The organism is Siphonobacter sp. SORGH_AS_0500 (genome assembly GCF_031453245.1).
Lineage (GTDB): Bacteria > Bacteroidota > Bacteroidia > Cytophagales > Spirosomataceae > Siphonobacter.
Genome location: NZ_JAVIYT010000001.1, coordinates 4,377,916 through 4,393,312, shown reverse-complemented (window position 1 = coordinate 4,393,312; position 15,397 = coordinate 4,377,916). Strand labels below are relative to the sequence as shown.

The following is a 15,397-nucleotide window of genomic DNA, read 5'->3' as shown; positions in this document are numbered from 1 at the left end:
GAGTTCAGACTTGTTCTGGACTCAGTATTCATTCGAAACTCTGAAAATTTAGAAATATGTCACACGTTAGTGCTGTTGTAAGGCCTCCTTTGGTGACTGGTGGGAAATCCTACCACGATATTACCGAGGACGTATGTCGGCAGGTAGAAGGCAAGCCTACTGCTTCGTGGAAAATCGTTTTCGGCATTTCTACTATCGTACTGCTTCTGGGAACTGCTTCAGTATTCTGGACCTGGTGGGACGGTTTAGGAAACTGGGGATTAAATAAAACGGTAGGTTGGGCCTGGGATATTACCAACTTCGTATGGTGGGTAGGTATCGGTCACGCTGGAACGCTGATTTCAGCAATCTTACTTTTATTCCGTCAGAAGTGGCGGACTTCAGTTAACCGTGCTGCGGAAGCAATGACAATTTTCGCGGTTATCTGTGCAGCTAGCTTTATCTTAATGCACGCAGGTCGTGCGTGGCTAGCTTACTGGTGTATTCCTTTCCCTAATACCTACGGCTCAATCTGGGTTAACTTTAACTCTCCGCTGGTATGGGACGTATTCGCTATCTCTACGTACTTCTCCGTATCTTGTTTGTTCTGGTACGTAGGTCTGATTCCTGACCTTGCTACGATTCGCGACCGTGCGAAAAACAAAGTATCCAAGTACATCTACGGATTACTCTCCATGGGTTGGAACGGTAATACTAAAACTTGGTTCCGTTACGAATACGTATCGCTGATCTTGGCTGGTATTTCTACTCCTCTGGTACTTTCTGTACACACGATTGTATCGTTTGACTTTGCTACGTCTGTTATTCCAGGCTGGCACACCACGATCTTCCCTCCTTACTTCGTTGCAGGGGCAATTTTCTCTGGCTTCGCCATGGTAAACAACCTGCTGTTGATTATTCGCTGGACCTTTAAGTTACAGGATTACATCACGATCGAGCACATCGAAACGATGAACAAAATCATCACCGTAACGGGATCGATTGTAGGTATTGCTTATATTACTGAGTTCTTCATTGCCGCTTACTCGGGCGTAGAATACGAAAGTTATGCCTTCATTAACCGTGCCTTCGGTCCTTACTGGTGGGCATATTGGGCGATGATGAGCTGTAACGTAATCACTCCTCAGTTCTTCTGGGTTCGTAGCATCCGTCGTAGTATTACCTGGACTTTTGCTCTGTCTGTAGTAGTAAACATCGGTATGTGGTTTGAGCGTTTCGTAATTATCGTAACCTCTCTGCACCGTGATTACCTGCCTTCAAGCTGGGCTATGTTCTCTCCAACAATCATCGATATTGGTGACTACGTATTCACATTCGGTTTATTCTTCTTCCTGTTCCTGCTTTTCGCTAAGTACTTACCCGTAATTAACATGGCGGAAGTAAAAGGAGTAATGAAGAGTTCTTCGGAGCGTTTCCCTTACAAAGTGAAACCAAACACGAAGAAACCAGGCGAACACGTGACCGAATAACCTCATTAATAGGATAAAGCATACAATCCGTATTATGGATACTAACAAAAGATTTTTAGTAGGGGTATACGATGATGATGATGAAGTAATGGCTGCTGTAAAAGCAGTTCGTTCCAGCGGCATCAAAATCCACGATGTATACACGCCCTTCCCCGTTCACGGTTTAGATAAAGCCATTGGGCATCCCCGTACTCGTATTCCTATGGCAGCTTTTATGTTCGGCTGCTTAGGTTTGCTAACCATGTTTGTATTCACACTATACACCATGGCAATCGACTGGCCTATGAATATTGGTGGTAAGGACTTTTATGCCTTCCCTGATTTCATCCCTCCGATGTTTGAGTTTACAGTATTGTTTACTGCATTCGGAATGGTATTTAGCTTCTTTATTACAAATGGTTTATGGTGGGGTAACAAAGCGGTTATTTTCGATCTGCGTAGTACGGACGATAAATTCGTAATGGCTATTGACACCGCTTCTAACCAGAAATCAGAAGCAGAAATCGAGAAAGCTCTTCGTGATACAGGAGCAATCGAGGTGAATGTGAAAGAAGTAATTGAAGAAGAAGCTTAAAAATCCGATAGAACTACCTCTGTGTTTCTATCAGTAATTATCAACTGATTGTACAATGAAAAAATACCTACCGTTTGTGTGGATTGCAGCCTCCCTCGTGGTGGTTGGGCTAGCGTCCCTGAAACGTGATCCTCAGCATCAGGCATGGGAGTTTGCTCCTAACATGTACTATCCAGTAGGATACGAGCCCCTGTCTCAAATTGACGCTAACCCTATTAACAGTGCAACGGGTAAAGGAAATTTGAACATGCGTGTTCCGGTAAAAGGCACGATTCCTCGTCAGTACTTTGCTAGTACAGATGGAGATTCAGTTATTTCCAAATTGGAAAAAATGGACATGATTGCCCGTAACATTGGTCCAAATGACTTGGCTGTCGCTGAAACTGCACTAACTAATCCTTTCCCAACTGATGAGAAAGTGACCAAACAGGGTGAGTTACTTTACGGTCGCTACTGCCTGCATTGCCACGGCGGAAGCGGTAAAGGAGATGGCCCTGTAGGTAAGAAATATGGTGGGGTACCGGTTTACTCTAGTGATGCATTGAAAGATTTGAATGACGGACATATCTACCACGTAATTACCTACGGAAAAGGACGGATGTGGCCTCACGGTTCTCAGGTTTCTCCTGAAGATCGCTGGAAGATCGTTCAATATGTTCACAAACTTCAGCAAGAACCCTAATCAATCAAGAGAGTTAGTTGTTAATTGTGTCAACGATTGGCGAATAACTGATAACGAATAACGTAAGTATAATGGCAGAGCACAATCACCATTTTGATCCAGCGGAGATGGAAGAATGGTATGACTTTACCTCCTCCTCGAAACGGAAGCTGATTATCGGTATGCTGGCAGGTCTGGCTACTCTTTTGATTGGTGCGTTTTTAGTATCGAAAGGTCTTGGAATCGGAATCGAACATGCCCACGAGCACGCAGAACACGCCGCTCATGGTCATGAAGCTCATCATGGTTTACCCGTTTGGGCGAAACGTGTAGTAGCTAACCTTTGGATGAACGCTGAGTTTTTTACAGGTATTTCAGTAATCGGAATGTTCTTCATTGCGATTCAGTACCTTTCGTGGGCGGGATGGTCTTCGATCATCAAACGTATCCCTGAAGCTTTCCCAGCATTCTTACCTTTTTCAGGAGCAGTACTGTTAATTCTTTATTTTGCTTTTGGACAGGAATTGTTCCACTGGCGTCATGAAGGAGTAATGGATCCTGAAAGCGATCATTACGATAAAATCATTGCTGGCAAGAGCTGGTATTTGAATAACGCGTTCTTTGTTATTAGAACGGTACTTTACATTGGTTTATGGTATGGCCTTTGGGTATTCCTGCGGAACCTTTCGAAGCAGGAAGATGAGATCGGTGGAACCGAGTGGTGGTACAAAATGAAAAACCTTTCACGGGCTTTCGTTTTAGTATTTGCCGTTACTTCTTCTACCTGTGCTTGGGACTGGGCTATGTCGATTGATACGCACTGGTTCTCAACGATGTTTGGTTGGTACCACTTTGCTTCATGGCACGTATCAGGCTATGCTGTTATTACTCTGACAGTTATTTTCCTGAAAGAAAAAGGATACCTGCGTAGTGTAAATGAGAACCACTTACACGATTTAGGTAAATTTATGTTTGCCTTCTCTATCTTCTGGACTTATGTATGGTTCGCTCAATTCCTGTTGATCTACTATGCAAACATGCCTGAAGAAACGATCTATTTCCGTGAGCGTTTCAGCGGATACGGTGGAATCTACAAAGCTCCTTTCTTCATCAACTTAATTATGGGCTTCTTGGCTCCATTCTTATGGTTCATGACTCGTGATGCTAAACGTAACTTTACCTTCCTGAAAGTTGGAGCTTGTGCAATCCTGGTGGCTCACTATTTTGATTTCTATCAGATGATGATGCCAGGTATTATGGGTGAACACGGTGGAATTGGTTTGATCGAATGGGGAACGACTCTTTTCTTTGCTTCTGCTTTTGGTTTTGTGATCAACAACCAATTAACGAAGCTTTCGTTAGTGGCTAAAAACCACCCGATGTTAGAAGAAGCTGTTCATCACGATATTTAGTCTAGTATTCGTAGAGCTGTTTTGAAATAGAAAGTATTAAAAACAAAGATTGTCATGGTTTATATCGTTGGTTTGCTGGCGGCGGTTCTTTTGGTACTAACTCTGGTAGTACTGAATAGAATGTCCGTGTTTACCAAAGGATTCGCTTCTGCTCAGGACGCGAATACCCCGGGTATGGCAAACAAAATCAATGCGGCATTATTGCCAATTGTATTCCTGCTTGGAAGTGCTGCCGGAGTTTGGTCTTTCGTTGAGGCGGCTCCTAAATTCTTGCCTTCTCCTTCTTCGGAGCACGGCGTGCATACCGATACGATGTTCTGGTGGTTTATGGCAATTGTTACAACTGCCTTCTTCCTGACTAGTATTTTATTATTCGTATTTGCGTTCAAGTATCAATACGATCCGAAACGTAGAGCTACGTTTTATCCTGTTAACCACCGCCTTGAATTAGCTTGGACCGTAGTTCCTGCTATTGTAATGGCAATCATGGTGTTCATGGGTTGGAGAGTATGGCGTGATATCACTAGCGAAGCACCCGCAGATGCTTATGTAATTGAAGTGACGGGTAAACAGTTTAACTGGATTGCTCGTTATCCCGGTGTCGATAACAACAAGTTAGGTAGTTACAATTACAAGTTAATTGACGCTACTAATGAAGTAGGTATCGATATGACGGACGAGAACTCATTCGATGACGTAATCAGCAATACGCTTTACATTCCTAAAGGTGTTCCCGTTCTTTTGAAAATCCGTGCTCGTGATGTATTGCACAGTGTGTTTTTACCTCACTTACGCGTGAAAATGGATGCCGTTCCTGGTATGCCTACCAAATTCTGGTTCAAGGCTACTAAGTCAACGGACGAAATGAAAGCTGAAACCAATGATCCTAAATTTGAGTACCGTTTGAACTGTACTGAAATTTGTGGTCAGGGGCACTTTTCTATGAAGATGAACGTAGTTGTATTGGAAGAAGAAGACTTTCAGGCTTGGTTGAAGACTCAGAAATCTTTCCTGGCTACCAATGCTAGTTATTTAGATCGTGTACCTGCTCGTTTAAAAGCTAAAGCGATGAAGTATACAGAATCTGGATCGGAAGAAGCTCCTGCTGAAGGAGAAGCTCCCGCTGATAGCACTGCGTCAGCATCCGCTGCTACTGCTTCACTTCGTTAATCTTGTATCTTTAAATCATAACGCGATATGGCAACGGCTGCACTGACTCACGACGCTCATGATGCACACGAGCACGAGCATGAGCATCACGAGCAAAATTTTATTCAGAAATACGTTTTTTCTGAAGACCATAAAATGATTGCTAAGCAATACCTGATTACGGGTATTATCTGGGCTTTCATTGGTGGTTTGCTTTCTATCTTATTCCGTCTTCAGTTAGGTTTCCCTGACATGAAGCTGGACGGACTCCGCTGGCTATTAGGCGAGTGGATCAATCCAGAAGGAAAATTAGAATCTGAGTTCTACCTAGCTCTGGTTACGATGCACGGTACCATCATGGTATTCTTTGTATTGACAGCCGGTTTGAGCGGTACGTTCTCCAACTTCTTAATTCCTCTACAAATTGGTGCTCGTGATATGGCATCGGGCTTCTTGAACATGCTTTCATACTGGTTCTTCTTAGTGGCTAGTATCATCATGTTAAGCTCTCTGTTCATTTCTACAGGTCCAGCAGCGGGCGGTTGGGTAATTTATCCTCCCTTATCTGCTATTCCAACCGCATCGAATGGTTCAGGAATGGGTATGTCGCTATGGCTGGTTGCAATGGCTCTATTCATTGTCTCTCAGTTGATGGGTGGACTTAACTACGTAACGACGATTATCAACTTACGTACTCGTGGTCTTTCATTCAGCAAATTACCTCTGACCATCTGGTCATTTTTCCTGACAGCCGTATTAGGTATTCTTTCATTCCCTGTACTGTTATCAGCAGCTCTGTTACTGATCTTTGATCGTAACTTCGGAACGAGCTTCTATATTTCTGAAATCTACATTGGTGGAGAAGCTCTTCCCCAACAAGGTGGTTCTGCGATCTTATTCCAGCACTTATTCTGGTTCTTAGGTCACCCTGAGGTATACATCGTATTATTACCTGCTTTAGGTATTACTTCAGAAGTTATCGCTACCAACGCACGTAAACCTATTTTCGGTTACCGTGCCATGATTGGTTCGATGTTAGGTATTACGCTGTTAGCGTTCATCGTTTGGGCTCACCACATGTTCGTAACAGGTATGAACCCCTTCTTAGGTTCTGTGTTCATGTTCTTAACGCTGATTATTGCCGTACCTTCAGCAGTAAAAGGCTTTAACTACATTACCACACTCTGGAGAGGGAACATCGTCTTTACGCCTGCGATGTTGTTCTCTATCGGTCTGGTGTCTCTGTTCATCGCTGGTGGGGTAACGGGTATCATTCTGGGTAATGCTGCTTTGGATATCCAGTTACACGATACCTATTTCGTAGTAGCTCACTTCCACTTGGTAATGGGTTCTGCTTCATTCTTCGGTCTGATGGCAGGGGTTTACCACTGGTTCCCCAAAATGTACGGTCGCATGATGAATAACACCTTAGGTTATATTCACTTCTGGCTGTCATTCATTGGTGTATTCTGTGTATTCTTCCCCATGCACTACATTGGTATCGCTGGTTTCCCACGTCGTTACTACTCATTCTCTACGTACGATATGACGAACTCTTTCGCTGACTTGAACCAGTTCATCAGCGTTGCGGCGATCATAACGTTTGCAGCTCAGGGTATTTTCGCCTTTAACTTCTTCTACTCGATTTTTAAAGGTAAGAAGTCGGTTCAAAACCCATGGCGTTCCACTACATTGGAGTGGACTACACCAGTAGTAGTAGGTCACGGCAACTGGGAAGGTCCTATTCCTGCGGTATACCGTTGGCCTTATGACTTCTCGAAACCAGGAGCAGTAGAAGACTTCATTCCTCAGACGGTTCCTTTCTCTGCTACGCCAGAGTCTAACCTTCCTGAAGAAAATGAGCAAATTGCTCTCGAGAAAACAATTGAGGAGTTACACCCTTATCAAAAAGAAGTTTCAGCTAAGTCTGGTGGACACTAAGCCAGAAGCGATTCTAACTTTCAAAAACGGAACCTTACGGGGTTCCGTTTTTTTGTGAGCCTGGCAAAAGGAAAGGTTGAATTTTAAGCAAATACTTAAAGATTAGATTGAAATCTTTTTATCATTGAAGAAAATTCAGTAGTATCTTTGTAGGCAAGTAACGAAGGGCAGTATGAATTACAGAAAGTTAGGTATTGCTACCATTATTGTCGTTTATCTGGTTGTTGTAGCCGGAGGCGTGGTACGTAGTACAGGTGCAGGAATGGGTTGTCCTGACTGGCCCCGCTGTTTTGGTAGCTGGGTTCCTCCCACTGATATATCCCAATTACCCGCCAATTATCAGGAAATTTTCGGAGCAAAACTCAAAGGTGAAGTTCTTTTCAATCCAGTAAAAACATGGACTGAATACGTAAACCGACTGGTAGGAGTATTAGCGGGAATATTTGTTTTTGCTACCTTTATTGCCTCCCTTAAATACTGGAAACGTGACAAGACGATAGTAGGGCTGTCTTTCCTCTCTTTTCTATTAATGGGTTTTCAAGGCTGGTTGGGAGCAAAAGTGGTATCAACTGAGCTGAAACCTTTGATGGTAACCCTGCACATGCTGGTAGCCATCATCATAGTTTTCGTATTGATTTATGCTGTTGCCCGAGCTTATTCTGAGGTTAGTGAAGTTGAAAAAGTAACTCATAAGCCTAAGCTGAATTTTATATTAGCGACGGCTATTATTTTATCAGTGGTTCAAATCCTGATGGGGACGCAGGTACGTGAAGCCATTGATGAAGTAATATTCAGAATTGGTTATGATAACCGCGATCAGTGGATTGAACAAGCCAGCCAATCAGGACTTTGGTTTTATGTACACCGCTCTTTTTCTCTAATCGTATTTGGTTTTCATATTTGGTTCATTCGTTCGTTAATGAAGAATACGAGTCAGAATGGCCTACTGCGATCGTATGGAAAAGCGATGCTAGCTCTGGTAGGGGTAGAAATCCTCACGGGCGTAATCATGGCGTATTTTTCCATTCCTGCGTACTTACAGCCGGTACATTTGACGCTGTCGATTATCATGTTAGGCGTACAGTTTGTAGCCTTTTTATTATTGAATGCCGAGAACGTTTTCGGTAGAATTAATAGGGTAGACGCGGAAGTATTCGCAACGCCCTTACATACGAGCAATGTCCGAAATTAAAACGAGCGTACTGGATCTTACCTGGCAGGAAAAAGCCAAGGCTTACTTCGAGTTACTCAAGCACCGCTTAAGTAGTTACGTAGCCTTATCAGGAACTTTTGGGTATTATCTGGCAGTCAAAGAGATTAACTGGTTTAATCTGATTCTCATCACGATTGCTGGTTTCCTCATTACGGGAGCTTCCAATATAATCAATCAGATTTACGAGAAAGATACTGATTATATGATGAAACGGACGCGAAATCGTCCCTTACCATCCAATCGGTTGACGGTTACTGAAGCGACTGTGTTCTGCCTGATTTTAACGGTAATCAGTCTTTTTCTGTTTGTCCACTTCTTTAATTTCCGCTCGGCTGTTGTAGCTCTGCTTTCGGTAGTACTATACGGATTTGTCTATACGCCTCTTAAGCGGTCGGGAGCGATTGCTGTTTTTGCGGGAGCCTTTCCCGGAGCTTTTCCCCCTATGATTGGATGGGTAGCAGCTACCAATGCGTTTGGCTGGGAACCGGGTGTATTATTTGCAATTCAGTTTTTCTGGCAATTTCCTCACTTTTGGGCTTTGGCCTGGATGATTGATAGCGACTATAAGCAAGCGGGCATTCAATTATTACCTTATAACGGAAGTAAAGATCGCAAGACGGCTAAGGCCATTATTGGGTACACCCTTTTTCTGTTACCCTTAGGCTGGATACCTTATGAATTGGGAATTACAGGCATTACCTCGGCCATTCTAGCAACGATTGGAGGTCTGCTCTTCCTGGCTCATGGCATTTACTTATTCCGGGTTGTGAATGATGCCGCCGCCCGTCGATTATTCTTTGTTTCTATATCCTATCTGCCGATCCTTCAGATCGTGTTTTTGTTAGATAAAGCGTAAACTCATTTAATTCCCACGGGAGTAATCACTGTAGTTATGAATACGGAAGTAACATCGGTAAAAAACTTTACGGAAGAAGCGAAACCTACGTTTTCGTTTAATCCGAAAAAATTTATGCTTTGGCTGGCTATTGCCAGTATTACCATGTCTTTTGCTGGTTGGACGAGTGCGTATCTGGTTCGCCGGGCAGAAGGAAACTGGTTAGAGTTTGAAATCCCCATGATTTTCTGGTATAGCACAGGGGTATTGCTGATTAGTAGCATTTTTATGCATTTATCAGTACGTGCTGCAAAAAAAGACCAATTTGGTCCTCTGAAAACAGCGATTTCGATTACTTTTGCACTCGGCTTGGTCTTTCTTTACTTACAGGTTCAGGGATTTTATGAATTGGTAAGCCAGAAGCTATTCCTCGTCGGCAATCCAGCAGTTTCTTTTTTTGATGTTTTAATTTTCATTCACGGTTTGCACGTCATCAGTGGCTTGATTGTTTTGATCGTCTCTTTTGTGTCGGCCTGGCAAATGAAGATTCATTCTAAACAATAGAAACCGTATCGAGATGGCTGCCATGTATTGGCATTTTCTGGATGGATTGTGGTTATACCTGTTTGTCTTCCTTTTGAATTTCCGGTAGAACAAACGCCTCGGTGATTTATTCACCAAACGTCTCTCAACGGAGCGAAAAAACGAAATTATTAACTGTAAACCGAATTAGCGTACATGGCAACACACGCTGCTGCTGAACCGAAACAACTATGGCTGGGTGGTGCTGAACCAATGAAGGCCAGCTATGGTAAATTGATGATGTGGATCTTCCTTGTATCGGATGCATTTACATTCTCTGGATTACTCATTGCTTACGGCTTAGTCCGTTATAGTCACCCTGCATTCGAGGGAGAGCCAAAAGATTTCGTTTTTTCTACGGAATACTGGCCTGTTCCTGAAAAAGTATTTGAGGCAGTACCCTTCTTCCACGGTTATCAGTTACCCCTGGTTTTCGTAGGTATCATGACGTTCATTCTGATCTTCAGTTCTGTAACGATGGTATTGGCGGTTGAAGCAGGACACCGCAAAGACAAAGCAGATGTAGAGAAATGGATGCTTTGGACGATTTTAGGTGGTATTACTTTCTTAGGTTCTCAGGCTTGGGAGTGGGGTCACTTTATTACCGGAACAGACAAGCCAACCATTGTAACCGACATCATCAACGGAGTACAGGTAACTAAAGAAGTATTTGGAGCTAATTTACACGTCAACCAATACGGCCCTCAGCCATTTGCTGATTTCTTCTTCTTCATTACAGGTTTCCACGGAACGCACGTAACGTCTGGAGTTATCCTGAACATCATCATCTTCTTCAACGTTTGTATGGGATTATACGAGCGTCGTGGACATTATGAAATGGTTGAAAAAGTAGGTCTTTACTGGCACTTTGTAGACTTGGTTTGGGTCTTCGTATTTACATTCTTCTATCTGGTTTAATTGAAAAGCATAAGTCGTCATGGCATCTGAATATAACGAGTTTATCGAGAAGGACGGTAAGATGGTTGCTAAGCCTCAAACCAAAGCCATCTGGAAAACATTTTGGATTTTATTAATTATCACTGTACTGGAATTCGTGGTAGCATTCTCGTTGCCTCACCACTATCACATTTTGAAGGTAGCCATCTTCGTAGGTATGACGCTTATTAAAGCGGCTTACATCATGGGCGACTTCATGCACTTATCACAGGAAACAAAAGGTCTTTTCTGGACCATCCTGGTTCCTATCGTGTTTATTGCATGGTTAGTACTGGCTCTTTTACTAGAAGGTGGTTTTATATCTACTTACTAATAACATTAATATGTACTTTTGTGCATATTAAGAGAGCTAGTTATGTGGAATTTTAAAAAAGCCGGAATCCTGACTCTCATGTTGGTGATTCCGGTTTTGTTTTTTTTGTGGATTCGTTTTGGGGGCGTAAATCATTATACTTTACCCCGGTACTTCCCCCTCCGTGATTCAGTTACGAATCAGGTAGCAATCGTAAAAAATGGTCCTGACCGCGAATGGTGGGAGCCTGAACAGGATACACTTTTCCATACCATTCCAGATTTTCATTTATGGAATCAGGATAGTGTAGCTGTCGATAGAAACCTGATTAAAGGAAAAATTGTAGTAGCAGATTTTTTCTTTAGCCGTTGCCCAACGATTTGCCCTAAAATGTCGAGTCAATTGAATCGGATTCAGGATGTATTTCTGAATTATCCCGAAGTATTGCTTGTTTCGCATTCTATTGATCCCGTTCATGATACACCGTCGGTGTTGAAAGCCTATGCCAAACGTTATGATGCGGAAACTAATAAATGGGTATTTCTGACAGGAGATAAATCCCAGATCTACCAGCTAGCGATAAAAGGCTACAAACTGGCCGTTCAGGATGATGCTCCAAAAACGGGCTCGAATGAAACTTTCACGCACGACAGTAAGTTGGTTTTAGTGGATAAGGAAGGCGTGATCCGAGGTTATTACGACGCAGAAGATAAAGAAGAAGTGGATCGTCTGATTCTGGAAATACGGGTATTGCAGGATATTTACAAAAAACGAGAATCAAAATGAGTCAGTTAATTATACCCCAGGAAAAGCAGAAGAGCTATCTGATGTGGATTCGCATTTTATCCTTTGCGATTCCTATTGCGGTGGCCGTTTTACTGAACCCTCGTGTACCTAAAGTAAACTTAGGAGAGTGGACCAAGATATTACCCCATTTAAACGCGGCTATTAATACCACCACTTCAATTCTATTACTGGCAGGTTACATCTTTATTAAAAAGGGAAACATTGCCGGGCACCGTAGAAGTATGCAGGCGGCTTTTGTGCTGGGATCGTTGTTTCTGGTTAGTTATGTACTGTATCACCTGACCACCGAATCAACAAAGTTTGGTGGTGAAGGGGCGTTTATTCGCGGCTTTTACTATACTATTTTAGTGACGCATATTGTACTATCAGTGGTAGTTGTGCCGTTCGTTTTATTAGCAGTATACTATGCCTGGAGTAATCAGATCCCACGGCATAAACGTATCGTGAAGGTTACGTATCCTTTATGGTTATATGTGTCAGTAACTGGTGTCATTGCTTATTTAATGATTAGTCCTTATTACCACTCATGAAAAAACTCATTGCCGCTTTTGTATTGCTCCTTTGGAGTTCTACGATGAGCTTTGCTCAATGTGCCATGTGCCGGGCTTCTGTGGAAAGTACCTATAGCGATGGGCATTACTTAAATGGTTCTGGACTCAATACCGGCATTCTATACTTACTGGTTATGCCTTATTTGTTAGTAGCTCTGATTGCCTATTTGTGGTACAAAGGTAGCCGCAAAGAGCACGCTCAGAAACTGGCTTTGTGGGAACGAATGAAGAGTATTACCCAGTCTTAAGAACTTTGTGATTAGATTTATTGCCTGATAATAGCCTCCTGAACTTCGGTCAGGAGGTTTTATTTTTAGTAACCCCAAAAGATAGAGTTAATAAGTTTCTGGGAATCAAAAGGATAAAAAAATAATGAACGTGAAAAACAATATTTTTAAAATTAGTTAAACAAATTATGCAACCCTTTCTAATGGATGTGCATCTGTCTTGCAGGTAACTAGCCTTAGACCGAGTCCCGTGAAAATCTTATCTTTATTTCAAACAGAAGAACAACTGGTAAAAGCCTGTCAAAAGGGCGACCCCAGAGCTCAACGGAGGGTATATGATAAATATTCCAGCCGGATGAATGCTGTTTGTCGGAGATACTTTAAAGATGAGTACGAAGCGGAAGAATGCATGATTGAAGCCTTCGTCAAAGTTTTTGAGAAGATTAGTCAGTTTAAATTAGAAGGTAGTTTTGAAGGTTGGATTCGCCGGATTGTGGTAAACGAATGTTTGATGGCTCTACGAGCAAAAAAACAGATGGGGAATCAGATGAGTTATGATGATATAATCTATGAACCTAATCCGCAATTGCCTGAAACGTCATTAGAAGCTCAGGACCTTTTAAAGCTGGTTGAACAATTGCCGCGTAGGTTACCGAACCGTATTCAACCTGTATGCCATTGATGGGTATACGCATGAAGAAATCGGTCAGAGTTTGGGAATTACGGAGAGTACATCTAAATCGCAACTACACCGGGCCAGAGCTTTGTTGCAACGCATGATTGCTGAAAGCGATACCCGGTTGTCAATAAATTATTAAGCTTATGAAACAGCCAAAAGAAAATCATCCGATTGATGAGTTGTTTGCCAGAAAGCTAAAAACCCATGAGCAGGCACCGCAATCTCAATCGTGGGAAAAGATACAGAGCCGACTCAACTCCAGCTATACCCAGCGTAGAGGCTTGCCCCTTTGGGCCAAGTATTCTGCTGTGGCTTCCATTGCTTTATTAATGATGGCAGGTTGGTGGTTCCAGAAAGCGAGTCAGCCTAACTCACAGGAGTTAGCGGTGCAGCAGCCTAAGGCAATTACTCCTCCTAAAGTCGTTACCCCTGAACCAGCTTTTACCCCTGAGACGGAAGTGGCAATAGCTACTAAGGAGGGTCGCACGGAACAAGAGAAGCCCCAGGTACAGGAATCTAAAGTAAAGGTAGTGCCTCACAAGAACACTCGTCCGGTACCAAGTCAGGACAAGATGACTCTTGAGACGATCCCGGTGGTAGAATCAGTAGCCAGAAACGAAGCCGAGGTAAAGGCACCTACACCACTAACTATAGAAATACCTAAAGCGACAGAAGTGGCGGTTTCTAAGCCAGAAAAGCCTGAGGAAGACAAGACCTTTATTGTTAAAGTAGTTGAATCGGAAATCGCAGCGGTAGATGTTAAGGATGAAAAGCCTGCTAAGAAGAAGAAATTTTTCTCCAGAATAGCTAAAAGCCTGAAGCATATCCAGGAGGGCGAATGGAAAGAAGTGGGATTAGATGGAAAAGCTATCCTAGCCCGGACAGAAGATAATATTTTTAAGAAGCACTAAGCAACTTTTGCTCCTTCAGTTACATCTGAAAAGTAAATCCTTTGAATTAAGAACATGAAACGCATCGTATTCGCTTTGCTTGCCGTTTTAGGAACGTTCGGAATCGCTTCTGCCAAAGAGGTTCAAAAAGATTCCATTATAGTGGTGATGGGGGATAATTCCCGGATTATTATTTACGGTGAGAATAAAGAGGAACTTAAGAAGTTACTCCATTATGATGTAAATAAGTTATTGAAGGATGTAGGAGCTAAAATTGACGCAGCTGATTCCAACGGGACAACTCGTATTGTATTGGATGAAATCAACGGGGAGCAGTATTTAATGAATGAAACAGTAATTGAACGTAATGGGTATAAGATTACCGCTAAAGGTGATACCATTCGTTACACCAAAAGAACCGTAAAAAAGACCCGTCCCTGGTGGCAAAATGATCAGGACAATTTTGTTATTTCAATCGGTTTGAATGCGTACGGCAGCAAGGAGAATACGGCGGCGTACCCGAATCCAGATGATTATGACCTTCGACCTCTGGGCTCTCGTTACTTTGCTTTAGGCTTTTACCGTAATCCTACGTTAGTGAAAGGTCAGGATGCCGCTTTACGAGTAAGGCTAGGGTTGGAATTTTCCTGGTATAACTTCATGTTTGATGGGGATAAGGTAGCTTACAAAGGAGAAGAACGAGTAGAATTCCGGGAGTTTGGGCAACCGCTTCGGAAAAATAAATTAACCGTTTGTTACGTAACGGTTCCAGTTATGCCAAGCATTGCGATTCGAAAAGGAGTCATATCGCACATTGGGGCAGGAGGGTATGTAGGCTATCGGCTGGACAGTTATACCAAGACTAAAACAGAAAATGGCAAAAAAGACCATAACCATGGAGGGTACTGGCTAAACGATTTTCGCTACGGATTAATGGCTGAGATTGGTTTCCGTAACTCGGTGGATTTGTTCTTCCAATATGACCTGAACGAGTTATATCAGGTAGCTCGTGGACCCCAGGTACAGGCAGTCAGTTTTGGCGTGCGTCTGAATTAAACAAAGGAAATACGAGAGAAAGGGAGCTAGTCTAAAAAGATGGCTCCCTTTTTTTGTAGATTTTTTTTGATGGATTGCTCTGAAAATGAAAGAATTAAGAGG

General features: G+C 42.7%; 19 protein-coding genes. All 19 read left to right on the top strand.

Annotated elements, in window-relative coordinates; translation table 11 throughout:
• Positions 1-56: 56 nt before the first annotated feature.
• The 19 genes from nrfD (at position 57) to QE357_RS18465 (ending at position 15,295) form a co-directional block, all read left to right on the top strand.
• A complete protein-coding gene (gene nrfD, locus QE357_RS18550) occupies positions 57-1,469 on the top strand; it encodes an NrfD/PsrC family molybdoenzyme membrane anchor subunit (RefSeq protein ID WP_106637213.1) in 1,413 nt (470 codons plus the stop codon).
• A gap of 34 nt (positions 1,470-1,503) precedes the next feature.
• Positions 1,504-2,043, top strand: a complete 540-nt coding sequence (locus QE357_RS18545) for a DUF3341 domain-containing protein (protein ID WP_106637214.1) — start codon at positions 1,504-1,506, stop codon at positions 2,041-2,043.
• 55 nt (positions 2,044-2,098) lie between these two features.
• Positions 2,099-2,725, top strand: coding sequence for a cytochrome c (locus QE357_RS18540; protein WP_106637215.1), 627 nt, complete (start codon positions 2,099-2,101; stop codon positions 2,723-2,725).
• A gap of 71 nt (positions 2,726-2,796) precedes the next feature.
• A complete protein-coding gene (locus QE357_RS18535) occupies positions 2,797-4,116 on the top strand; it encodes a quinol:cytochrome C oxidoreductase (protein ID WP_106637216.1) in 1,320 nt (439 codons plus the stop codon).
• A 54-nt stretch (positions 4,117-4,170) separates the two neighbouring features.
• Complete coding sequence (locus QE357_RS18530) at positions 4,171-5,286, top strand: cytochrome c oxidase subunit II (RefSeq protein ID WP_106637217.1); 1,116 nt, start codon at positions 4,171-4,173, stop codon at positions 5,284-5,286.
• Between the two features lie 27 nt (positions 5,287-5,313).
• Entirely contained in the window at positions 5,314-7,206 is a 1,893-nt protein-coding gene (locus QE357_RS18525; RefSeq protein WP_106637218.1) for a cbb3-type cytochrome c oxidase subunit I, read from the top strand.
• Positions 7,207-7,378: 172 nt separating this feature from the next.
• Positions 7,379-8,398, top strand: coding sequence for a COX15/CtaA family protein (locus QE357_RS18520; protein ID WP_309710575.1), 1,020 nt, complete (start codon positions 7,379-7,381; stop codon positions 8,396-8,398).
• On the top strand, positions 8,385-9,275 hold the full coding sequence (gene cyoE, locus QE357_RS18515; RefSeq protein ID WP_106637220.1) for a heme o synthase: 891 nt from the start codon (positions 8,385-8,387) through the stop codon (positions 9,273-9,275). The genes QE357_RS18520 and cyoE overlap by 14 nt, the downstream gene beginning before the upstream one ends.
• Before the next feature lie 36 nt (positions 9,276-9,311).
• Positions 9,312-9,818, top strand: coding sequence for a cytochrome oxidase subunit III (locus QE357_RS18510; protein ID WP_309710569.1), 507 nt, complete (start codon positions 9,312-9,314; stop codon positions 9,816-9,818).
• A gap of 13 nt (positions 9,819-9,831) precedes the next feature.
• Complete coding sequence (locus QE357_RS25065; RefSeq protein WP_409050271.1) at positions 9,832-9,906, top strand: hypothetical protein; 75 nt, start codon at positions 9,832-9,834, stop codon at positions 9,904-9,906.
• Between the two features lie 86 nt (positions 9,907-9,992).
• Positions 9,993-10,754: a cytochrome c oxidase subunit 3 gene (locus tag QE357_RS18505; RefSeq protein WP_232793732.1), complete on the top strand. Its 762-nt coding sequence runs from the start codon at positions 9,993-9,995 to the stop codon at positions 10,752-10,754.
• Positions 10,755-10,773: 19 nt separating this feature from the next.
• Positions 10,774-11,106 carry a cytochrome C oxidase subunit IV family protein gene (locus tag QE357_RS18500; RefSeq protein ID WP_198555262.1) on the top strand — a complete coding sequence of 111 codons (333 nt, stop codon included), beginning with the start codon at positions 10,774-10,776 and terminating at the stop codon, positions 11,104-11,106.
• Positions 11,107-11,148: 42 nt separating this feature from the next.
• The gene (locus QE357_RS18495) at positions 11,149-11,871 is read left to right on the top strand and encodes an SCO family protein (protein ID WP_309710562.1); all 723 of its coding nucleotides are present in this window, start codon (positions 11,149-11,151) and stop codon (positions 11,869-11,871) included.
• On the top strand, positions 11,868-12,422 hold the full coding sequence (locus QE357_RS18490; protein ID WP_106637223.1) for a DUF420 domain-containing protein: 555 nt from the start codon (positions 11,868-11,870) through the stop codon (positions 12,420-12,422). The genes QE357_RS18495 and QE357_RS18490 overlap by 4 nt, the downstream gene beginning before the upstream one ends.
• A complete protein-coding gene (locus QE357_RS18485) occupies positions 12,419-12,691 on the top strand; it encodes a hypothetical protein (protein WP_106637224.1) in 273 nt (90 codons plus the stop codon). The genes QE357_RS18490 and QE357_RS18485 overlap by 4 nt, the downstream gene beginning before the upstream one ends.
• 229 nt (positions 12,692-12,920) lie before the next feature.
• A complete protein-coding gene (locus QE357_RS18480; RefSeq protein WP_309710558.1) occupies positions 12,921-13,352 on the top strand; it encodes a sigma-70 family RNA polymerase sigma factor in 432 nt (143 codons plus the stop codon).
• The gene (locus QE357_RS18475) at positions 13,300-13,488 is read left to right on the top strand and encodes a sigma-70 region 4 domain-containing protein (RefSeq protein WP_309710555.1); all 189 of its coding nucleotides are present in this window, start codon (positions 13,300-13,302) and stop codon (positions 13,486-13,488) included. Before QE357_RS18480 ends, QE357_RS18475 begins: the two co-directional genes overlap by 53 nt.
• Before the next feature lie 4 nt (positions 13,489-13,492).
• Positions 13,493-14,260, top strand: coding sequence for a hypothetical protein (locus QE357_RS18470; protein WP_309710552.1), 768 nt, complete (start codon positions 13,493-13,495; stop codon positions 14,258-14,260).
• A 54-nt stretch (positions 14,261-14,314) separates the two neighbouring features.
• Positions 14,315-15,295: an outer membrane beta-barrel protein gene (locus tag QE357_RS18465; protein ID WP_106637226.1), complete on the top strand. Its 981-nt coding sequence runs from the start codon at positions 14,315-14,317 to the stop codon at positions 15,293-15,295.
• Positions 15,296-15,397 lie beyond the last annotated feature (102 nt).